The following is a 20,242-nucleotide window of genomic DNA, read 5'->3' on the forward strand; positions in this document are numbered from 1 at the left end:
CGGGGCGGTCACAGGGTGGCACGGACGAACGACGGGAACTGCCTGTTCGGCGCATTGGGGTGACAACCTGACCGGCCTCCCAGGGGCGCCTGGGAGGCCGGTGGTCACTGGTGCTCCGGGGCGGGAACGTCAGTGGTTGACACCCAGGTTGCCGAAGGCCGGGTTCAGGACGCCGATGACGTTCACGCTGTTGCCGACCACGTTCACGGGGATGTTGACGGGGGCCTGGATGACGTTGCCCGAGACGACGCCCGGCGAACCGATCGCCTTGCCGTCGGCGTGCGCGCCGCCGTCGGAGGCGGAGGCCATGCCGGCACCGGCGGCGACGAGGCCACCGGCCACCATCGTGACAGCGGCGGCCTTCTTCAGGTTCTTCACTTTGAGCCCTTCCTTGCGGTCACTGCGGCGGTCGCACGCAGCACGCACTGAAGAACGCGGGCGGTCCCGGCAGGATGCGCCGCCCGGGGGACATACACCCGACAGTATGAATCTCAGCCCGGAGTGGAACCCTCCGTGTTGCCGGACAATCAGCACGTCATCCGGCCACACCATGGCGTACCGCCCACAGCGCGGCCTGTGTCCGGTCCGCCAGGTCGAGCTTCATCAGGATGTTCGAGACATGGGTCTTCACCGTCTTCTCGGAGAGGACGAGTGCGCGGGCGATCTCTCGGTTGGAGCGGCCGTCGGCGATCAGACCGAGCACCTCGCGCTCCCGCTCGGTGAGTGAACCGCCTCTGCCCTGACCGGAGTTGACTTCCTCCTGGGACAGCAGGGCGTCGGCGACCTCCGGTTGGAGGAGGATGTGGCCGGCGTGCACCGAACGGATGGCGCCGGCCAGCGCGTCGGGGTCCACGTCCTTGTAGACGTACCCGGCGGCGCCGGCGCGCAGGGCGGGGACGACCGTGCGCTGCTCGGTGAAGCTGGTGACGATGAGCACGCGCGCGGGGTTGGCCAGTTCGCGGAGTTTCCGGAGGGCCTCGACGCCGTCCATGCCGGGCATCTTGACGTCCATGAGGACGACGTCGGGCCGCAGTTCCTCGGCGCGGGCGACTCCCTCGGCTCCGTCGGCGGCCTCTCCCACGACCTCGATGTCGTCCTGCACCTCCAGGAAGGTACGCAGACCGCGGCGGACCACCTGGTGGTCGTCGACGAGCAGCACCTTGATTGCGTCAGCCACCGGGGACCTCCATCTCGATCGTGGTGCCCTTTCCGGGCGCCGATTCCACGCTCAGCCGGCCGCCGACCCCGCTGGCCCGGTCGCGCATGGAGACCAGGCCCAGGTGGCGTCCGGCGCGGCGTACGGCCTGGGTGTCGAAGCCGGTGCCGTCGTCCGCGACCCGCAGGACGGCCCCGCCACCGTGCCGGTCGAGGGTGACGTCGACCCGCTCGGCGCCCGAGTGCCGCAGGGCGTTGTGCAGGGCCTCCTGGGCGACGCGCAGCATGGCCTCCTCCTGGGCGGCGGGCAGCGCGCGGGCGCCGCGGCCGGAGAAGGTGACCCGGGCGCTGTGGGCGCGGTCCAGGACGTGGACCTGGGTGCGCAGGGTGGCGACCAGGCCGTCCTCGTCGAGTCCGGCGGGGCGCAACTCGACGACGGCGGCGCGCAGTTCGTCCGCGGCCTCGGCGGCGAGGGCGGCCACGTGCTGCAGTTCGCCCTTCGCGCGCGTGGGGTCGCGGTCGACGAGGGCAGCGGCGGCCTGGGCGGTCAGGCGCAGGGAGAACAGCTTCTGGCTGACGGCGTCGTGGAGCTCGTGGGCGAGCCGGGAGCGCTCCTCGGCGATGGTCAGCTCGCGGCTGCGTTCGTAGAGGCGGGCGTTGGTCAGGGCGATGGCGGCGTGCTGGGCGAGGATCGACAGCAGTTCCTCGTCCTCGCCGGTGAAGCCGCAGCCGCCCTCGGGCCTGGGGCAGCGCTTGTTGGCGAGGAAGAGGGCGCCGATGACCTCGTCGCCGTCGCGGATGGGCAGGCCCAGGAAGTCGATCAGGTCGGGGTGGGCGCTGGGCCAGCCCTCGAAGCGGGGGTCCTCGCGGACATCGGCCAGGCGCTCGGGGGTGGCCTCGTGGAGCATCGCGGCGAGGATGCCGTGCTGGCGCGGGAGGGGGCCGATGGCCTTCCACTGGGCGTCGCTGACGCCGTCGACGACGAACTGGGCGAAGCCGCCGTGGTCGTCGGGGACGCCGAGCGCGGCGTACTCCGCGTCGAGCAGCTCACGCGCGGAGGCGACGATCGTCTTGAGGACGTCGCGTACCTCCAGGTGTCTGCTCATGGCCAGCAACGCGCTGCTCACCGCGGCGAGGCCGGACCGTGGACCTTGACTCATGACCTCACCGTACCGGCGGGGTCCGACACGGCGGATCGGACCGCCGGAGGCCTCGCCGGGGTCCTCGGACCTAGGCCGTGGGCCTACGACCGGACCTAGGTCCCGTGGGTCGGCCCGCCGTCCTAGGGCGAAGTGCCCCGGTGATCTGCGGCCCGCGTACGAGGCGGTGGGGGCCGTCCGGTTCCTACGTTGGGATCACCGCCGACCGGTTCGGGAGGCGGGCCAGGACGAGGGGACGGTTGTCATGCCGGTAGCGATCATCACGGGGGCGTCGAAAGGGCTGGGCCGGGCACTCGGCGCGGCGCTGGCGGAGCGCGGGTGGGATCTGGTGCTGGACGCCAGGACCGCCGGGGTCCTGAAGGAGACGGCGGCGGAGCTGGCGGCGTACGGGACGCGGGTGGAGGCCCTGCCGGGGGATGTCACGGACGCCGGGCACCGGGCGGAGCTGGTGGCGGCGGCGCGGGCGCTGGGCGGGGTGGACCTGCTGGTGAACAACGCGAGCGCGCTGGGCGCCGAGCCGCTCGTCCGGCTGGAGGGGCTGGCCCTGGACGGGCTGCGGCGGGCCCTGGAGGTCAATGTGGTCGCGGCGCTGGGGCTGGTCCAGGAGGCGCTGCCGCTGTTGCGGGCCTCGGAGGCGGGCGCGGTGATCGGTGTGAGTTCGGACGCCGCGGCCGAGGCGTACGGGACGTGGGGCGGGTACGGGGCCTCCAAGGCGGCGCTGGACCAGCTGTCGGCGGTGCTGGCCGAGGAGGAACCGGGGCTTCGGGTGTGGGCCGTCGATCCCGGGGACATGGGCACGGACCTGTACGCGGCGGCCGTGCCGGACGACGAGGATCCGCGGCCGAGTCCGGCGAGTGTGGTCCCGGCCTTCCTGCGGCTGCTGGACGAGCGGCCGGCCAGTGGCCGCTACGGGGCTCCTTCCCTGCTGGAGGGGCGATGACGACGGCGACGGTACGGGTGCCGGAGGGGCTGCACGCGCGCGTGCCCGCCGAGCAGCGCGGGCCGGGGCTCGACCGGGACGGCGTACGGCTGCTGGTCTCGCGGGGGACGGAGGTGTCGCACCAGACGTTCGCGGCACTGCCGGGGCTCCTGAGAGCGGGGGATCTGCTGGTCGTCAACACCTCGGCGACGCTGTCGGCGGCGGTGGACGGGACGGTCGGGGACGGGAGGGTCGGGCACGCGCGCGTGGTGGTGCATTTCTCCACACGGGGCGACGACGGACGGTGGGCCGTCGAACTGCGGGATCCGGACGGACGCGGCACCACGCGCGCGCGTGCGGGCGGTCCGGTGGGGACGGAGGTGCGGCTCCCCTGTGATGTACGGCTCGTTCTGGAGGAGCCGCTGAGCGAGCGGGGCGAGCGGCTGTGGTGGGCCCGGGTGTCCTCGTCGGACGGCACCGGAGTGCGGGCCGTCACGGAGGCACCGGCCCTCGCCGAGGTGCTCCGGGAGCACGGGCGGCCCATCCGGTACGCGTACACGGAGCGGGACCAGCCGTTGTCCGTGTATCAGACGGTGTTCGCGCTGCCGTCGCGGGACGGGGCCGGGAGCGCGGAGATGCCGAGTGCGGGGCGTCCGTTCACGGCGCGGCTGGTGGCGGAGCTGGTGAGCCGGGGCGTGCGGTTCGCGCCGGTCACGCTGCACACGGGGGTGGCGTCGGCGGAGGCGCACGAGCCGCCGTATCCGGAGCGCTTCGCGGTGCCGGAGGCGTCGGCGCGGCTGATCGACGCGGCGCGGGCAGGTGGCGGCCGGGTGGTCGCCGTGGGGACGACGGCGGTGCGGGCGGTGGAGTCGGCCACCGGGGCCGACGGTGTCGTACGGGCCCGGGAGGGCTGGACGGATCTGGTGGTGACGCCGGAGCGCGGGGTGCGGGTGGTGGACGGGCTGCTGACCGGGCTGCACGAGCCGGAGGCCTCGCATCTGCTGATGCTGGAGGCGGTCGCGGGGCGGGCGGCGATCGACCGCGCGTACGAGGCGGCGGTCGAGGGGCGTTATCTCTGGCACGAGTTCGGGGACGTGCACCTCATCCTGCCGGGGGTCCCGCGCGGGAAAGGGCCTCACACAGAGCATTGCGGCAGCAACTGCCCGTGAGGTGCGGGCCCGCCCCGTGTGAGCCCGCCCATAGGGCGCGCATCACGTACGAACCTGCCTAGGAGAGGGATAAGGGCGGTTTGAGCGGGAGAGACGGGTTGGTCTGTCCTGTTTTGCCGTTTCCGCTCCAACTACCGGGGATCGTACGTCACACCTTTGCCACACGATTTTGCGGCCGCTAAGAATTGCTGCTGTCGCTCGACGCCGCGGGTCGCCCCGCGGCGTTTGTGCTGGAAGAGCAGTGTCCCCACACGGCACGAGAGCGACCTCCGCGCTATTCGAAGAGGTCCATCACTCATGTCCAAGAACGCCAAGAAGAACCCCGGCCACAGTCTCGCGCTGACCAAGACCCACAAGCTCTCGCTCGCCGGAGTGGCCGCCTTCGGCGCCGCCGCCCTCGCGTTCTCGCTGGTGCCGGCCGAGGCTCAGACCGCCACACAGACCGTGTCCGCGGCTCCGGCGGCGTTCAGCCAGAACCCGGCCAAGGCCGCGAAGGCGAGCGTCACGAACCAGGCCGCCGACGCCGACAAGAAGGCCGCCGCCGCTGCCGCGAAGAAGAAGGCCGCTCAGGAGCGCGCGAAGAAGGAGGCCGCGAGCCGGTCCGCCCAGCGCGCCAAGGTCGCCAAGGCCGCCGCGAAGTCGTACCCGAACAACCTCGACGGCTGGATCCGCGAGGCGCTCGACATCATGAAGAAGCACAAGATCCCGGGCACCTACAACGGCCTGCACAAGAACATCATGCGGGAGTCCTCGGGCAACCCGAACGCCATCAACAACTGGGACATCAACGCCAAGAACGGCGTCCCGTCGATCGGTCTGCTGCAGGTCATCAAGCCGACCTTCGACGCCTACCACGTCCCGGGCACGAAGAAGAGCCAGTACGACCCGGTCGCCAACCTGACGGCCGCCGCGAACTACGCCGCGGACCGCTACGGCTCGATCGACAACGTCAACAGCGCGTACTGAGGCCCGCGCGGGACCTCTGAGAACGTGGAAGGGCGGCACCCGGTGCGGGTGCCGCCCTTCGTTCACACGTGTACCTCGGTCACTTCCGCATGACCTCGGGCTCGTGGCGGCGCAGGAAGCGGGCCACGAGGAATCCGCAGATCACACCGAGCACGACGAGGGCGATCATGTCGAGGCTGTAGGCGCCGACCGTGTGGTCCCACAGCGGGTCGGTGTCGCCTGCCTCCTTCGGCGGGCTGATGTTGTTGAAGTCCAGCGTGGCACCGGCGGCGGCGACCGCCCAGCGCGACGGCATCAGGTACGAGAACTCGTTGACGCCGGGGCTGCCGTGCAGCGCGAAGAGGCAGCCGGTGAAGACGACCTGGACGATCGCGAACATGACCAGCAGCGGCATCGTCTTCTCGGCGGTCTTCACCAGCGAGGAGATGACCAGGCCGAACATCATGGACGTGAAGCCGAGGCCCATGATCGGGATGGAGAGTTCGAGCATCACGGCGAACTTGCCGTCGCCGAAGATCAGGCTCTCGTCCGGGATGGTCCGGCTGGAGAAGCCGATCGCGCCGACCATCGCGCCCTGGAACACGGTGACCGCGCCGAGGACGATCACCTTGGACATCAGGTACGCCGAGCGCGACAGGCCGGTGGCCCGCTCCCGCTCGTAGATCACCCGTTCCTTGATCAGCTCTCGGACGGAGTTGGCGGCACCCGCGAAGCACGCGCCGACCGCGAGGATCAGCAGCACCGTGGTGGCCGTGCCGTTCGGGATCGGCAGGCCCGTGGCCTTGTTCACCCCCCGTACCAGCAGGTCCTTGTCCGGGTCGATGAGCAGGCTCACCGCGCCGAGGACGGCCGGCAGGATCACCGTCAGCGCCAGGAAGCCCTTGTCGGAGACGATGACGGAGACATAGCGCCGGACCAGCGTGGTGAGCTGGGAGAACCAGCCCTGCGGCTTCGGCGGGCGCATCGCCTGCGGCGGCGGCATGTGCACCGACTGCGGGGCGACGGCGTCGATGTCCGCGGCGTACATCTGGTAGTGCTGCGAGCCCTTCCAGCGGCCCGCCCAGTCGTAGTCGCGGTAGTTCTCGAAGGCGGAGAAGACATCGGCCCAGGTGTCGTAGCCGAAGAAGTTCAGCGCCTCCTCGGGCGGACCGAAGTACGCCACCGAGCCGCCCGGGGCCATCACCAGGAGCTTGTCGCAGATCGCCAGCTCGGCCACCGAGTGGGTGACCACCAGGACCGTACGGCCGTCGTCGGCGAGACCGCGCAGCAGCTGCATGACGTCACGGTCCATGCCCGGGTCGAGGCCGGAGGTCGGCTCGTCCAGGAAGATCAGCGACGGCTTGGTCAGCAGCTCCAGGGCGACCGAGACGCGCTTGCGCTGGCCGCCGGAGAGCGAGGTGACCTTCTTGTCCTTGTGGATGTCGAGCTTCAGCTCGCGCAGCACCTCGTCGATCCGGGCGTCGCGCTCGGCGGCCGTGGTGTCGGCCGGGAAGCGGAGCTTCGCCGCGTACTTGAGGGCCTTCTTGACGGTCAGCTCCTTGTGCAGGATGTCGTCCTGCGGGACCAGACCGATGCGCTGCCGCAGCTCGGCGAACTGCTTGTACAGGTTCCGGTTGTCGTAGAGCACGTCGCCCTGGTTGGCGGGGCGGTAGCCCGTGAGCGCCTTCAGCAGGGTGGACTTGCCGGAGCCGGAGGGGCCGATGACCGCGATGAGCGACTTCTCCGGGACACCGAAGGAGACGTCCTTCAGGATCTGCTTGCCGCCGTCGACGGTGACCGTCAGATGGCGGGCGGAGAAGGAGACGTCACCGGTGTCGACGAACTCTTCGAGGCGGTCGCCCACGATACGGAACGTCGAGTGGCCGACGCCGACGATGTCGTTCGGCCCGAGGAGGGCCGTGCCGCCCTTGGCGATCGGCATACCGTTGACGAACGTGCCGTTGTGCGAGCCGAGGTCACGGATCTCGAAGCGCCCGTCGGGCGTCGCGTGGAACTCGGCGTGGTTGCGCGAGACCTGGAGGTCGGAGACCACCAGTTCGTTCTCCAGGGCACGGCCGATGCGCATCACACGGCCGAGGGCCAGCTGGTGGAACGTGGTCGGGCTGCGGTCGCCGTAGACCGGCGGCGCCCCCGCGCCACCACCGGGGCCCTGCTGCGGGAAGCCCTGCTGCTGCGGGACCTGTGCCGCCGGCGGCTGCTGCCAGCCCGCCTGCGGCGCCTGCGGCTGCGGGGCCTGCTGGCCGGCGTATCCGGCGCTCGCGCCCTGCGCCGCGTACGGCTGCTGCTGGGGCTGTGCGACGGACGCGGCGGTGCCGGAGAGGCCGACTCTCGGGCCGTCGGTCGCGTTGCCCAGGTGCACTGCCGAGCCGGGGCCGATCTCCAACTGGTGGATCCGCTGCCCCTGCACGAAGGTGCCGTTGGTGCTGCCGTGGTCCTCGATCACCCAACTACGGCCGCCGAAGCTGATCGTGGCGTGACGCCAGGACACCCTGGCGTCGTCGAACACGATGTCCCCCTGCGGATCACGTCCGAGGGTATATGCCCTGGACGGATCGAGCGTCCAGGTTTGTCCGTTCAATTCCAGTACGAGTTCCGGCACTCCATGCCCCACTGAGTTGTCCCCCGAATTACCCCCAACACAGGGAGTCTAGGGATGTCGAACATCGGGGGGAACTATTTCAGGCTCGACCCCCTGACCGAAAGTCGGGCCTTGTGAAGAGAACGTACGGGGGCATCCGCCGGTCCCGTTGACGGGGTTGAAACCGGGCCGGAGAGTGGTAATCCCACGCGAGGGGGACATCGGCGGTGCAACGCCGCGATGTGGATCGGGGGGTCCGACCATGAGCGACCGGAACATCGGCCCAGGCGGGCGCGTGCCGTGGGGGGACGTCCTGTTCTCCGCGATCGCCGCCGTGAGCTGGGCGTTGATCGGGATGGCGGCCACGGCGGCGCTCGGGCTGCGGCTGCTGGAGGCCGACTCGGCGGGCGGACTGGGGCCCATGACGGCGGCGGTTGTGGCGCTCGGGGCGGGTGGGTCGGTGACGCCGTCCGGCGATGTGTCCGTCTTTGGCCTGGACGGAGCGCAGGCCACCACCGCCATCGAGATCACGCCATTGGGTGTCGCTCTGGTGGGAGCGCTCCTGCTCTCCTGGTTCTTCCTGCGGTCCCTGCGCGGCGCGGGAGCGGTGCTCTCCCCCGCCGAACTCCTCGCGCGCGTGGGCACGGTGCTCGCGCTCTTCGTGGCCCTGATGGGCGGCCTGGCCTGGGCCGGGAACGCCGTCATCACCCTCGACGGCGGTCAACTCGGCATCGACGGACAACTGCCGGGCGGGGGCGGCGCCCTCGACGACGTGGAGATCCCCGGGCTCGGCGACCTCGGGGACATCGGCGGCGGGCTGCTGCCGGACCGGCTGGGCGACCTCGCCGACGCGAACGCGCGGGTCGGCTTCACGGTGGACACCGTCCCGACCCTCCTCGGCGGCCTCACCTGGTGCCTGGGCGTGCTGCTCATCGCCCTGCTGGCCTCGCGCCGCACTCCCCTGCCGCCCGCCCTCGACGCCCTGCACCGGGTCGTAAGGCCCGCCGTGTCCGCGGTGGTCACCGTGCTGCTGGTGGCGGTTCTGGCCGGGCTCGCGGCGGCGGCGTACGCGGCGATCGGCGACCCGCACCCCAAGCGGATCGCCGGCGCGGCACTCCTCGGCGCCCCCAACGGGGTCTGGCTGGGCGTCCCCCTCGGCCTCCTCGTCCCCTGGGACGGCAGGGCCACCGGAGCACTGGCCGACCTGCTGCCCGACCCCCTCGACGAACTGCTGCGCATCGACGCGAGCGAACCCGTCACCCTCGGCCGCCTCGCCGAACTCGACGGCCGGGTGTGGCTGTTGGGCCTCGCGGCGGCGCTCATGATGCTGTACGCGGGAGTACTGACCGCCGTGCGTACGCCTTTTGTACGGGAATCGGCTGCCACCGCCGCCGGAGGCGCGCCCGGTGCGGATGTACGGGGCGGGGGTGCGCTCGGCTTCGTCGCGCGCTGCGCGCTTCGGCTCGGGCTCGCGACGGCGGTGGCGCTGGCGCTGCTCGTCCGGCTGACGGAGCTGTCGGTGGACGCCTCGCTGGCGGTGTTCGGCATCGACGCGTTCGACGCGGGCATCGAGCTGCGCGGGCAGGCTGCCGTGGCGCTGGTGCTGGGCGCGCTGTGGGGCGCTGGCGCGGGGGCCGCCGGGGCGCTGCTGGCCTGCCTGACCCGGGCCGCCGGGCTACGGGCCTCGCCGTGGGCGCGGGGTGACGCGGGTCGCGCAGGCCCGGCGGGCGCCGCCGGGCCCCACGAGACCTCAGCGACGGGCTCCGCCTCGGGACCGTACGCACCGGGCAGGCCGTACCGGCCGCCGAACCCGGACACCAACCCGTATCTGCGGCTGCCGGACGAGCTGCGGGGGCCGCCGGGGGCTTCGGGTCCGCCGGGGGCGCCCGGAGGAGCGGGGGGTCGTGGTGGTTCCGGGGCTCGGTCGCCCGATGTGTACGGTGCGCCCACGGCGGTGCGGAGGGTCACGCCTCCCCCGCGGCGGCCCGGGTCAGGAGCGGGGTCAGGGTCCGGATCAGGGTCCGGATCAGGGGCGAGGTCGGGGGCCTGGCCCGCGCCGCCGCCGCCTCCTCCGCCGCCGCCACCGGAGGAGGCACCGCCACCGCCTCCTCCACGGGGGCCCCGGGGGCGTTGAGAGGGTCCGGGGCCGGGCGATCCTGTGAGGGCGCTCCGGGGCGTCGTACACGATCCGGGTGCGCTTCAGTCGCCGGTAACCCAGTGTTCTCCGTCCGCTGGGCGGACCTCAGGGGCGAAGCGCACGGGACGCCGGATACGGTTGGCACATCATGAGCGCTTCGCAGACCTCCTCTGACGTCCCCACTCTCCTCGTCAAGATCTTCGGCAAGGACCGGCCGGGCATCACCGCCGGGCTGTTCGACACCCTCGCCGCTTACTCCGTCGACGTGGTCGACATCGAGCAGGTCGTCACCCGTGGCCGGATCGTGCTGTGCGCGCTCGTGACCGAGCCGCCCGCCGGGCAGGAGGGCGACCTGCGGGCGACCGTGCACAGCTGGGCGGAGTCGATGAAGATGCAGGCGGAGATCATCTCCGGCCTGGGCGACAACCGGCCCCGCGGCCTCGGCCGCTCGCACGTCACCGTTCTGGGCCACCCGCTGACCGCCGAGAACACCGCCCGCATCGCCGCCCGGATCACCGCGACCGGCGGCAACATCGACCGTATCTTCCGGCTCGCCAAGTACCCGGTGACGGCCGTCGAGTTCGCGGTGTCCGGTACGGAACCGGAGACCCTGCGGACCGCCCTGGTCACCGAGTCGGTGGCGCTGGGCGTGGACGTGGCCGTGGTCGCGGCGGGTCTGCACCGGCGGGCGCAGCGGCTGGTGGTCATGGACGTGGACTCCACGCTCATCCAGGACGAGGTGATCGAGCTCTTCGCCGCGCACGCCGGGTGCGGAAAGGAGGTCGCCGAGGTGACGGCCGCCGCGATGCGCGGGGAGCTGGACTTCGAGCAGTCCCTGCACGCGCGCGTGGCGCTGCTGGAGGGGCTCGACGCCTCGGTGGTGGAGAAGGTGCGCAGCGAGGTCCGGCTCACGCCGGGGGCGCGCACGCTGATCCGTACGCTGAAGCGGCTGGGCTTCCAAGTCGGCGTCGTCTCGGGCGGGTTCACCCAGGTCACGGACGATCTGAAGGAGCGGCTGGGCCTTGACTTCGCGCAGGCCAACACCTTGGAGATCGTCGACGGCAGGCTGACCGGCAGGGTCGTCGGGGAGATCGTGGACCGCGCGGGCAAGGCCCGGCTGCTGCGCCGGTTCGCGGCCGAGGCGGGGGTGCCGCTGGCCCAGACCGTGGCGATCGGCGACGGCGCCAACGACCTCGACATGCTCAACGCGGCGGGTCTGGGCGTCGCCTTCAACGCCAAGCCGGTGGTCCGCGAGGCCGCGCACACGGCGGTGAACTTCCCCTTCCTCGACACCGTGCTGTACCTCCTCGGGGTGACCCGGGAAGAGGTCGAGGCGGCGGACACGCACGACGAGTAGCGGGGCGCGCGTGCCGAGCGGCCGGGCGTACGACGAGTAGCGGGGCGTACACCGAGCGGTGTGCGCCATATACACGGGAAGGCCCGGCACCGAGGTGGTGCCGGGCCTCTGTCGTGTCGGCGGCCGGGGGCCGCGCGGCCGGGGTTATTCCGTCGGCGCCCAGTAGTCGGCCAGCGTGGTCACGCCCGGCTCCAGGCTCTTCCAGGCGCCCTCGAAGGAGAGCACGGCGAAGGCGGCGGCCGGGAAGCCGAGGCGGTTCATCCGCTCGCGGGCGTCGCCCTCGGCGCTGCCCGCGAGGATGTCGGCGAGGCTCTGCACTCCGGGGTTGTGGCCGATCAGGACGACGTTCTGCGCGTCGTCCGGGGTTTCGTTGAGCAGGGCGATCAGCTCACCGGGCGAGGCCTCGTAGATCCGCTCCTCGTAGACCGTTTTCGGCCGCTCGGGCAGCTCGTGGACGGCCAGCTTCCAGGTCTCGCGGGTCCTGACGGCCGTGGAGCAGAGGGCCAGGTCGAGGGGGATACCGGAGTCGGCCAGCTTGCGACCGGCGACGGCGGCGTCCATACGGCCCCGGTCGGCGAGCGGCCGTTCGTGGTCGGAAACCTGGGGCCAGTCGGCCTTCGCATGCCGGAAGAGGACGATCTTGCGGGGTTCTGCGACGCTCATGCGTCCCAGCTTCGCACGAAACAGGCCATGGGGCGCAGGGAGTTGAAGTGCGGATACCCGAGACCGGTACATGTGCTTCCGGCGGGCTGGCCGCTCGTCACGGTGTGTGGTTCGGCAGGGCCCGCTGTATCCACTCCAGGAAGTGGGCGAGCACCGGGTCGCCGCTCGCCGCCTGGGCCTGCGCGGGGTTCAGGATCAGCAGCAGGAGGGCGGCGAAGCCGAGGGCGGGCAGGGCGACGGCCCACCAGGGCAGCCGGATGTCGACGCCGGTCGGGGGCGCCGGGTGGGGCCGGGTGTGCGTAGGGGCCGACATGCCGCCTCCGTGGTCCGCGAGTGGGTCGTGGCCCGTCTCCCGGCCACATCTCGAAGCTACGGAATGCGAGCGCTCCGTCCCATCCGGTGATCCACCCACTTCACCCTGAGACTCGCCCCCTAGTACTGCAACCGCATCTGGCGTGACGGATGGTCGGCGGTCTCGTTGGTATGACTGTGTGCTGATGCGCTGACGGTTGAGCAGGTCGAGTCGTGGTCCGAGGGGGTGGCCGGGCTCCATGCCCGGTTCGCCCACCGTTTCGGCAGGTCGGAGCCCCGCGAGCGGGCGCTGGACTACCTGAACGGACTCGTCGCGCCGCTGGAGAAGAAGAACGGGTGGACGCTGTCCGAGCAGGTCGGGCAGCTCCGCCCGGACGGCGTCCAGCGCCTGCTCAACCACTCCGACTGGGACGAGAACGCGGTCCGCGACGATGTGCGCGACTTCGTCGTGGAGACCATCGGAGCCAAGAACGCGGTCCTGATCTGCGACGACACCGGTTTCCTGAAGAAGGGCACCAAGTCCGCCGGAGTCCAGCGGCAGTACACAGGTACCGCCGGCCGCACGGAGAACTGCCAGATCGGGACCTTCCTGGCCTACGCCTCCGCCAGGGGGCGGGCATTGATCGACCGTGAGCTCTACATCCCCGTTTCCTGGACGGATGACCGTGAGCGCTGCCGCGCAGCCGGGATCGACGACGAGATCCCCTTCGCGACCAAGAATGAGCACTGCAAGTGGATGCTGCAACGTGCCGTCGACGCAGGCATCCCGTTCGCGTGGGTCACCGCTGACGAGGCATACGGGCAGGTCAAGCACCTGCGGGTATGGCTGGAGGAACGCAGGATCGCGCACGTACTGGCCACCAAGGTCAACGACACCGTGACCACGGCGGACGGCGGCGACGCCAGGGTGGACCAGTTGGTCGCCGCCCTGCCCAGGCAAGCGTGGAAGCGGGTTTCCGGGGGCCAGGGCGCGCACGGCGAACGGATCTACGACTGGGCCCGCGTCGCCATCCGCCCGTACTGGGAGAACGGCTTCGGGCACTGGGTTCTGGCCCGCCGCAGCATCAGCGACCCCACCGAGATCGCCTACTACGTCTGCTACGGATCGGTGGCCTCCCGGCTGAAAGACCTGGTCAAGGTAGCCGCCGCGAGGTGGGCGGTGGAGGAGTGCTTCCAGACCGCCAAGGGCGAGTGCGGCCTGGACCACTACCAGGTGAGGCTCTACCGGGCCTGGTACCGCCACATCACCCTGGCCATGGCCGCCCTCGCCTACCTGACCGCCGTCCGCGCCGCAGAAGCCGCAAAAGGGGCGGAGCGGACGACGAGCAAGACCTCATACCCCTCAGCGTCCCGGAGATCCGCCGACTGATCGGCCACATCATCGTCACGCCCCGCCACCACAGCAACGACCATCATCTGCACTGGTCACGCTTCCGACGACGCAGCCAGGCCCGTGCCCGCCGCTCCCACTACAAACGCCGAGGCCACAACCCGCAGATGCGGTTGCAGTACTAGGGGATGGGGGGTTATCCCCACCCCCGGCCGCTCACGGTGACGCGATGACCGCGATGATCCCGATGACGACGAAGATGGCGAGGAACGAGCCGAAGACGAGGAGCATCTTCTTCTGGCCGTTCTGGGGGTTCGGGTCGAGCACTGGCATGCGGCCCAGTCTCGCACCCCCGGCCCGCCGCGGAGCCTCCGGGGTGTCCCGCCACCGTGGAGCCGCTGGAGAGCCGCCGGGCGCCCCTCGCCGGGCGCCCCTCAGCGGCCCGTGACCGCCTCGTCCTCCACGACCCGGTCGCGGCCCGCCAGGACGCCCGCCGCGATCTGCGGGAGCATCAGGGCCGCCATGAGGGCCAGGGGCAGTCCCCAGCCGCCGCTGTGCTGGTACAGGACGCCGACGAGGAGCGGGCCGGGGATGGAGATCAGATAGCCCGTGCTCTGGGCGAAGGCGGACAGCTTGACCACGCCCGCGCCGGTCCTGGCCCGCATGCCGACCATGGTGAGCGCGAGCGGGAAGGAGCAGTTGGCGATGCCTGTCAGCAGCGCCCACGCCCAGGCTCCGCCGGCCGGGGCGAGGTAGAGCCCGCCGTAGCCGAGGAGCCCGCAGACGCCCAGGACGACCGCGATGGGGCCCTGGTGGGGCAGCCGGGTGGCGAGCCGGGGGATCACGAAGGCCAGCGGCACGCCCATCACCATGGTGACGGCCAGCAGCAGCCCCGCCGTACCGGCCGGGACGCCCGCGTCCCGGAAGATCTGCGCCATCCACCCCATCGTGATGTAGGCGGCGGTCGCCTGGAGCCCGAAGAACACGGCGAGCGCCCAGGCGGTACGGCTCCGGGTGATCCGGACGGCGGGCACGTCCTCGGGCGCGGGTGCCGTCCCGACGGAATCCTCCCCGCGCGCGGGCGCCGTCCCGGTCGGTCCCTCCCCGCGCGCGGGGAGGGAGTCGGCGGGGCGCGGGGCGCGGTCGCGGACGAAGGGCAGCCAGGGCAGTACGGCAGCCGCCGCCAGGCCCGCCCAGACCGCTAGCCCGGTCCGCCAACTCCCGCCCAGTGCCTCGGTCATGGGCACGGTGACGGCGGCGGCGGACGAGGTGCCGAGGGCGAGGGCCATGGAGTAGAGGCCCGTCATGGAGCCGACCCGGTCGGGGAACCAGCGCTTGACGATGACCGGCATCAGGATGTTGCTGACGGCGATGCCCATCAGGGCGAGGGCGCTCGCGGCGAGGAAACCGGCCGTGCCGCCGGCGTACGGCCGGAGCAGCAGCCCGCCCGCGATCGCGACCATGCCCGCGCAGACGACGGCGACCGGGCCGAAGCGGCGGGCGAGCCGGGGTGCCATGACGCCGAAGAGGGCGAAGCAGAGCGGTGGCACGGAGGTGAGGAGCCCGGCGGCGCTGCCGCTCATCCCGAGCCCGACGCGCACCTCTTCGAGGAGGGCGCCGAGGCTGGTAATGGCGGGGCGGAGGTTGAGGGCGGTCAGGACGATGCCCACGACCACCAGTCGTGTCGCCCACGCGCGCGTGGGCGACGGCACCGGGCTTTCGGACATGGGGCGTTCGAACATGGGGCGTTCGGAGGGGATTGCGGGTGCGGCTGTCGGCGTCAGGGTTTTCTCGCTCACCATGACACCCATCATAGAATCATAGGATGATTGGGTGTCCATGGCCCGGCCACTCCCGGTCGGCCCGTCCGTGCGAAGGTGTGCCATGCCGCTGAGCCATCCCCGCCGATCGGCGCTGTCCGAGCAGGTCATCGCCGCTCTGCGGAACCAGATCGCCTCGGGCGAGTGGCCCGTCGGCTCCCGTATCCCCACCGAGCCCGAGCTGGTCGAGGAGCTGGGTGTCGCCCGGAACACGGTCCGCGAGGCCGTCCGCGCGCTCGCGCACAACGGACTGCTGGACATCCGCCAGGGCTCCGGCACCTATGTCGTCGCGACCAGTGAACTCGCGGGCGTGATGCACCGCCGCTTCGCGGGCGCCGACCCGACCCATATCGCCGAACTGCGCTCCGCCCTGGAGTCGAGCGCCGCGCGGCTGGCCGCCGAGCGGCGCACCGAGAAGGACCTGAAGCAGCTCGACGCGCTCCTGGCCCGCCGTGAGGAGGCCTGGGCGTCGGGCGACGCGGAGGCCTTCGTGACCGCCGACGCCACCTTCCACCTGTCCGTCGTCGCCGCGTCCCACAACGACGTCATGACGACCGTCCACGCCGACCTGGGCGAGGTCCTGCGGGACTGGCTGCGCGGTGACGTGGGCGAGGAGCTGACCCCGGAGACGTACATGGACCACACCCGGCTCATGGACGCGATCCGCGCGGGCGACGCCGAGACCGCCGCGGCGGAGGCGGCCGGCTATCCGTTCCTCTGCCGCCCCGGCCGGGTCAGTCCGCCCCGCGCCGGTGGCTGAACCACACCGAGCGGACTTCCTTCCAGCAGCGCCCGGTGAGCCGTACGGTCCGCGCGGGCGCCGTCTCGACGGCGGCACTGTCGCTGTCGATGTCCCACCAGCGCGCGCACTCGATGTGCAGCCGGACATGGTCCACGGTCGCGTGCGGGTTGAAGCAGTGCGCGATCACCTGGGAGCCGGTGACCGTGCTGCGGCAGGCCGCGCCGAACGGATCGGGCCTGTCGTCCGGATCGGGCTTGTCGTCGCCCTTCACGCGCGGGTGAAGGGCGTCCTTCGCGCGCGCGTGCCGCTCCCCGGTCTCCGCGCGCGCGTGCGGTGCCGACTCGGACGGGACGGTGAGGACGAGCGCCAGGGCGACGACCGCCGGGGCGACGCTGCGGGAGATGCGCACAAGGGGGACCTCCTCGGCCGATCGGCTGAGCGGTGTACGTCCAGCGTGCGCGGCACCCGGCCCCGGCGGCCCGCCGGATGAGCCGAACGAGTGACGATCGGGGCGGACAGGAGTACGGCGAGGGCGCGCACCCGAATGGATGCGCGCCCTCGAACCGGTGACGACCCGGCGTACGACCCGGAGCGATGGCGGTCAGGCGCCGATCGCGTGCAGCCCGCCGTCCACGTGGATGATCTCGCCGGTGGTCTTCGGGAACCAGTCGCTGAGCAGCGCGACGACACCGCGGCCGGCCGGCTCGGGGTCCTTGAGGTCCCACTCCAGCGGCGAACGGTCGTCCCACACGGCGGCCAGCTCGCCGAAGCCCGGGATGGACTTGGCGGCCATGGAGGCCAGCGGGCCGGCGGAGACGAGGTTGCAGCGGATGTTCTGCTTGCCCAGGTCACGGGCGACGTAACGGCTGGTGGCCTCCAGGGCGGCCTTGGCCGGGCCCATCCAGTCGTACTGCGGCCAGGCGAACTTCGCGTCGAAGGTCAGACCGACGACCGAGCCGCCGTTCTGCATCAGCGGCAGGCAGGCCATGGTGAGCGACTTCAGGGAGTACGCCGAGACGTGCATCGCGGTGGCGACGGACTCGAACGGCGTGTTCAGGAAGTTGCCGCCGAGGGCGTCCTGCGGGGCGAAGCCGATGGAGTGCACGACGCCGTCGAGGCCGCCCAGCTCCTCGCCGACGATGTCGGCCAGCCGCCCGAGGTGCTCGTCGTTGGTGACGTCCAGCTCGATGACCTTGGTGGGCTTGGGGAGCTTCCTGGCGATGCGCTCGGTCAGCGTGGGCCGGGGGAAGGCCGTGAGGATGATCTCGGCACCCTGCTCCTGGGCCAGCTTGGCGGTGTGGAAGGCGATGGAGGACTCCATCAGCACACCGGTGATCAGGACGCGCTTGCCCTCGAGGATTCCGCTCATGGTGATCAGTGACCCATTCCCAGTCCGCCGTCTACGGGGATGACGGCTCCAGTGATGTACGAGGCGTCGTCCGAGGCGAGGAACCGCACCGTCGCGGCGATCTCCTCGGGGCGCGCGTACCGGCCGAGCGGCACCTGCTTGACGATGCCCTCGCGCTGCTCGTCGGTGAGCACCTTCGTCATGTCGGTGTCGACGAAGCCGGGGGCGACGACGTTGAAGGTGATGTTTCGCGAGCCCAGCTCACGGGCGAGCGAGCGCGCGAAGCCGACCAGACCGGCCTTGGAGGCGGCGTAGTTGGCCTGCCCCGGCGAGCCGTACAGACCGACGACGGACGAGATGAGCACCACACGGCCCTTCCTGGCGCGCAGCATGCCGCGGTTGGCGCGCTTGACGACCCGGAAGGTGCCCGTGAGGTTGGTGTCGATGACCGAGGTGAAGTCCTCCTCGGACATCCGCATCAGGAGCTGGTCCTTGGTGACGCCGGCGTTGGCGATCAGGACCTCGACCGGGCCGTGCTCGGCCTCGATCTCCTTGTAGGCCTGCTCCACCTGCTCGGGGTCGGTGATGTCGCACCTGACGGCCAGGAAGCCGGCCGGCGGCTCCCCCGAGCGGTATGTGATGGCGACCTTGTCGCCGGCGTCGGCGAACACGCGGGCGATGGCGAGGCCGATGCCCCGGTTGCCTCCGGTGACGAGAACCGAGCGGCTCAACGGATCACCCTTTCCTTAGCGGTCTGAACGCCTGCCCGAATGCCTGGACGGCGGGCGCCTTCCCCGAAAACCTATCGGTCCGGTCCGCCGGGTGGGCATTCGAGCTGTGACAGTGGCTCGGGGACGGCGCTGTGGGGTCCCTACAGAAAGCCCGCCGCCCTGAGCCGGAAAGATGTGGTCCGGCCGCCCGCGGGCGCGACATGATCGGACCCGACAGGCCACCACAACCGCTCGGCAACAGGGAGACCTCGGTGCCTCATTCCATCGACGACGCCTTCACGGCACTACCGCTAAGGGCCCTGGCCGACGCCGCGCTCGCCCGAGCACGTGCCCTCGGCGCCGATCACGCCGACTTCCGGTTCGAGCGGGTGCGCAGCGCGTCCTGGCGGCTGCGGGACGCGAAGCCGGCCGGGTCGTCGGACACGACCGATCTCGGGTACGCGGTGCGGGTGGTGCACGGCGGGACCTGGGGGTTCGCCTCCGGGGTGGATCTGACGATGGACGCCGCAGCGAAGGTCGCCTCGCAGGCCGTGGCGATGGCGAAGCTGTCCGCGCAGGTCATCAAGGCCGCCGGGTCCGACGTGGGGGCACCTCCCACGCCTTTCGGGCAGTGGGGGAGGGTCGAGCTGGCCGATGAGCCCGTGCACGCGGAGAAGACGTGGATCTCGTCGTACGGGATCGATCCGTTCACCGTCCCCGACGAGGAGAAGTCGGCGCTGCTGGCGGACTGGAGCACCCGGCTGCTGGCGGCCGACGGGGTCAACCACGTCGACGCCTCGCTGCTCACCGTGCACGAGAACAAGTTCTACGCGGACACCGCCGGGACGGTCACCACACAGCAGCGGGTACGGCTGCACCCGTCGCTGACCGCCGTGTCGGTCGACGAGTCCAGCGGTGAGTTCGACTCGATGCGGACGCTCGCGCCGCCGGCCGGGCGCGGCTGGGAGTACGTGACGGGCACCGGCTGGGACTGGGACGACGAGCTGGAGCGGATCCCGGAGCTGCTCGCCGAGAAGATGCGGGCGCCGAGCGTCGAGGCGGGCGTCTACGACCTGGTCGTGGCCCCCTCCAACCTGTGGCTGACCATCCATGAGTCCATCGGCCACGCCACCGAGCTGGACCGCGCGCTCGGTTACGAGGCCGCGTACGCCGGCACGTCCTTCGCCACCTTCGACAAGCTCAACAAGCTGAAGTACGGCTCCGAGCTGATGAACGTCACCGGTGACCGCACCGCCGAGCACGGCCTGGCGACCATCGGGTACGACGACGAGGGCGTGGAGTGCCAGAGCTGGGACCTGGTGAAGGACGGCACGCTCGTCGGCTATCAACTCGACCGCCGTATCGCCAGGTTGACCGGGCTGGGCCGCTCCAACGGCTGCGCCTACGCCGACTCCCCCGGGCATGTGCCGGTGCAGCGGATGGCGAACGTGTCGCTGCGGCCGGACCCGGCCGGGATGTCGACGGAGGATCTGATCGGCGGGGTCGACCGCGGGATCTATGTCGTCGGGGACCGGTCGTGGTCCATCGACATGCAGCGCTACAACTTCCAGTTTACGGGTCAGAGAGCATACATGATCCGGAACGGCCGCCTAGCGGGGCAGGTCAGAGACTTTGCATATCAGGGGATCACCCCCGAGTTCTGGGGGTCGATGGAGGCTGCTGGAGGACCCCAGACCTATGTGCTGGGAGGGGCTTTCAACTGTGGAAAGGCCCAGCCTGGGCAGGTCGCCGCGGTGTCTCACGGCTGCCCGTCCGCACTGTTTCGAAGTGTGAATATCTTGAACACGACGAACGAGTCCGGCCGCGACTGACGAGGCGTCACACAGGGCCAGAAGTCTGCACCAGGTCGACACGC

19 protein-coding genes are annotated in these 20,242 nt (G+C 71.3%); 8 read left to right on the forward strand and 11 right to left on the reverse strand.

What is annotated here, in order from left to right:
* Window positions 1-129 precede the first annotated feature (129 nt).
* From chpE to F9278_RS08865, 3 genes are all read right to left on the reverse strand, one after another.
* Window positions 130-378, reverse strand: a complete 249-nt coding sequence (gene chpE / locus F9278_RS08855; protein ID WP_152167801.1) for a chaplin ChpE — start codon at window positions 376-378, stop codon at window positions 130-132.
* Window positions 379-535: 157 nt separating this feature from the next.
* Complete coding sequence (locus F9278_RS08860) at window positions 536-1,177, reverse strand: response regulator (RefSeq protein ID WP_152167802.1); 642 nt, start codon at window positions 1,175-1,177, stop codon at window positions 536-538.
* Window positions 1,170-2,315, reverse strand: a complete 1,146-nt coding sequence (locus F9278_RS08865; protein WP_152167803.1) for a GAF domain-containing sensor histidine kinase — start codon at window positions 2,313-2,315, stop codon at window positions 1,170-1,172. Before F9278_RS08865 ends, F9278_RS08860 begins: the two co-directional genes overlap by 8 nt.
* Before the next feature lie 244 nt (window positions 2,316-2,559).
* Here F9278_RS08865 and F9278_RS08870 point away from each other — a divergent pair, with 244 nt between their 5' ends.
* The 3 genes from F9278_RS08870 to F9278_RS08880 all read left to right on the forward strand — a co-directional run bounded on the left by F9278_RS08870 (window position 2,560) and on the right by F9278_RS08880 (window position 5,369).
* Window positions 2,560-3,255, forward strand: coding sequence for an SDR family NAD(P)-dependent oxidoreductase (locus F9278_RS08870; protein ID WP_152167804.1), 696 nt, complete (start codon window positions 2,560-2,562; stop codon window positions 3,253-3,255).
* Window positions 3,252-4,403: an S-adenosylmethionine:tRNA ribosyltransferase-isomerase gene (locus F9278_RS08875; RefSeq protein ID WP_152167805.1), complete on the forward strand. Its 1,152-nt coding sequence runs from the start codon at window positions 3,252-3,254 to the stop codon at window positions 4,401-4,403. The genes F9278_RS08870 and F9278_RS08875 overlap by 4 nt, the downstream gene beginning before the upstream one ends.
* Window positions 4,404-4,700: 297 nt before the next feature.
* A complete protein-coding gene (locus tag F9278_RS08880) occupies window positions 4,701-5,369 on the forward strand; it encodes a transglycosylase SLT domain-containing protein (RefSeq protein ID WP_152167806.1) in 669 nt (222 codons plus the stop codon).
* 79 nt (window positions 5,370-5,448) lie between these two features.
* Here F9278_RS08880 and F9278_RS08885 read toward each other — a convergent pair whose 3' ends face one another.
* Window positions 5,449-7,968, reverse strand: coding sequence for an ABC transporter ATP-binding protein/permease (locus tag F9278_RS08885; protein WP_152167807.1), 2,520 nt, complete (start codon window positions 7,966-7,968; stop codon window positions 5,449-5,451).
* Between the two features lie 241 nt (window positions 7,969-8,209).
* Between F9278_RS08885 and F9278_RS08890 the strand changes: the two genes are divergently transcribed.
* Complete coding sequence (locus F9278_RS08890) at window positions 8,210-10,081, forward strand: streptophobe family protein (protein ID WP_152167808.1); 1,872 nt, start codon at window positions 8,210-8,212, stop codon at window positions 10,079-10,081.
* 151 nt (window positions 10,082-10,232) lie between these two features.
* Window positions 10,233-11,441 carry a phosphoserine phosphatase SerB gene (serB, locus tag F9278_RS08895; protein ID WP_152167809.1) on the forward strand — a complete coding sequence of 403 codons (1,209 nt, stop codon included), beginning with the start codon at window positions 10,233-10,235 and terminating at the stop codon, window positions 11,439-11,441.
* Window positions 11,442-11,585: 144 nt separating this feature from the next.
* Here the strand turns inward: serB and F9278_RS08900 are convergent, their stop codons facing one another.
* Window positions 11,586-12,104, reverse strand: a complete 519-nt coding sequence (locus F9278_RS08900) for a SixA phosphatase family protein (RefSeq protein ID WP_152167810.1) — start codon at window positions 12,102-12,104, stop codon at window positions 11,586-11,588.
* 97 nt (window positions 12,105-12,201) lie between these two features.
* Window positions 12,202-12,417 (reverse strand): hypothetical protein, encoded by a 216-nt coding sequence (locus F9278_RS08905; RefSeq protein ID WP_152167811.1) that lies wholly within the window; start codon window positions 12,415-12,417, stop codon window positions 12,202-12,204.
* A gap of 189 nt (window positions 12,418-12,606) precedes the next feature.
* On the opposite strand from F9278_RS08905, the gene F9278_RS08910 reads away from it, so the two are divergent.
* The gene (locus F9278_RS08910; protein WP_152166950.1) at window positions 12,607-13,785 is read left to right on the forward strand and encodes an IS701 family transposase; all 1,179 of its coding nucleotides are present in this window, start codon (window positions 12,607-12,609) and stop codon (window positions 13,783-13,785) included.
* Window positions 13,786-13,962: 177 nt separating this feature from the next.
* Here the strand turns inward: F9278_RS08910 and F9278_RS48125 are convergent, their stop codons facing one another.
* On the reverse strand, window positions 13,963-14,079 hold the full coding sequence (locus F9278_RS48125; protein ID WP_086757448.1) for an SGM_5486 family transporter-associated protein: 117 nt from the start codon (window positions 14,077-14,079) through the stop codon (window positions 13,963-13,965).
* 101 nt (window positions 14,080-14,180) lie between these two features.
* Window positions 14,181-15,473 (reverse strand): CynX/NimT family MFS transporter, encoded by a 1,293-nt coding sequence (locus F9278_RS08920; RefSeq protein WP_404818864.1) that lies wholly within the window; start codon window positions 15,471-15,473, stop codon window positions 14,181-14,183.
* A 157-nt stretch (window positions 15,474-15,630) separates the two neighbouring features.
* Here F9278_RS08920 and F9278_RS08925 point away from each other — a divergent pair, with 157 nt between their 5' ends.
* Window positions 15,631-16,326, forward strand: a complete 696-nt coding sequence (locus F9278_RS08925) for a FadR/GntR family transcriptional regulator (RefSeq protein WP_152167813.1) — start codon at window positions 15,631-15,633, stop codon at window positions 16,324-16,326.
* Here F9278_RS08925 and F9278_RS08930 read toward each other — a convergent pair.
* The 3 genes from F9278_RS08930 to fabG form a co-directional block, all read right to left on the reverse strand.
* Window positions 16,301-16,717, reverse strand: a complete 417-nt coding sequence (locus F9278_RS08930; protein ID WP_152167814.1) for a hypothetical protein — start codon at window positions 16,715-16,717, stop codon at window positions 16,301-16,303. The two genes, F9278_RS08925 and F9278_RS08930, sit on opposite strands and share 26 nt — an antisense overlap.
* A 192-nt stretch (window positions 16,718-16,909) precedes the next feature.
* Complete coding sequence (fabI, locus tag F9278_RS08935; protein ID WP_005477633.1) at window positions 16,910-17,677, reverse strand: enoyl-ACP reductase FabI; 768 nt, start codon at window positions 17,675-17,677, stop codon at window positions 16,910-16,912.
* A 5-nt stretch (window positions 17,678-17,682) separates the two neighbouring features.
* Window positions 17,683-18,387: a 3-oxoacyl-[acyl-carrier-protein] reductase gene (gene fabG, locus F9278_RS08940; protein WP_152167815.1), complete on the reverse strand. Its 705-nt coding sequence runs from the start codon at window positions 18,385-18,387 to the stop codon at window positions 17,683-17,685.
* Between the two features lie 251 nt (window positions 18,388-18,638).
* On the opposite strand from fabG, the gene F9278_RS08945 reads away from it, so the two are divergent.
* Window positions 18,639-20,198 (forward strand): TldD/PmbA family protein, encoded by a 1,560-nt coding sequence (locus tag F9278_RS08945; RefSeq protein ID WP_152167816.1) that lies wholly within the window; start codon window positions 18,639-18,641, stop codon window positions 20,196-20,198.
* Window positions 20,199-20,242 lie beyond the last annotated feature (44 nt).

It is taken from the genome of Streptomyces phaeolivaceus, from assembly GCF_009184865.1.
GTDB classification, from domain to species: domain Bacteria; phylum Actinomycetota; class Actinomycetes; order Streptomycetales; family Streptomycetaceae; genus Streptomyces; species Streptomyces phaeolivaceus.

Coding starts and splice junctions, on each gene's coding strand:
- serB (WP_152167809.1), top strand. CDS start 10,233: ATGAGCGCTTCGCAGACCTCCTCTGACGTCCCCACTCTCCTCGTCAAG.
- F9278_RS08925 (WP_152167813.1), top strand. CDS start 15,631: ATGCCGCTGAGCCATCCCCGCCGATCGGCGCTGTCCGAGCAGGTCATC.
- F9278_RS08920 (WP_404818864.1), bottom strand. CDS start 15,473: ATGTCCGAAAGCCCGGTGCCGTCGCCCACGCGCGCGTGGGCGACACGA.
- F9278_RS08875 (WP_152167805.1), top strand. CDS start 3,252: ATGACGACGGCGACGGTACGGGTGCCGGAGGGGCTGCACGCGCGCGTG.
- F9278_RS08890 (WP_152167808.1), top strand. CDS start 8,210: ATGAGCGACCGGAACATCGGCCCAGGCGGGCGCGTGCCGTGGGGGGAC.
- F9278_RS08905 (WP_152167811.1), bottom strand. CDS start 12,417: ATGTCGGCCCCTACGCACACCCGGCCCCACCCGGCGCCCCCGACCGGC.
- F9278_RS08880 (WP_152167806.1), top strand. CDS start 4,701: ATGTCCAAGAACGCCAAGAAGAACCCCGGCCACAGTCTCGCGCTGACC.
- F9278_RS48125 (WP_086757448.1), bottom strand. CDS start 14,079: ATGCCAGTGCTCGACCCGAACCCCCAGAACGGCCAGAAGAAGATGCTC.
- F9278_RS08870 (WP_152167804.1), top strand. CDS start 2,560: ATGCCGGTAGCGATCATCACGGGGGCGTCGAAAGGGCTGGGCCGGGCA.
- F9278_RS08865 (WP_152167803.1), bottom strand. CDS start 2,315: ATGAGTCAAGGTCCACGGTCCGGCCTCGCCGCGGTGAGCAGCGCGTTG.
- fabI (WP_005477633.1), bottom strand. CDS start 17,677: ATGAGCGGAATCCTCGAGGGCAAGCGCGTCCTGATCACCGGTGTGCTG.
- F9278_RS08900 (WP_152167810.1), bottom strand. CDS start 12,104: ATGAGCGTCGCAGAACCCCGCAAGATCGTCCTCTTCCGGCATGCGAAG.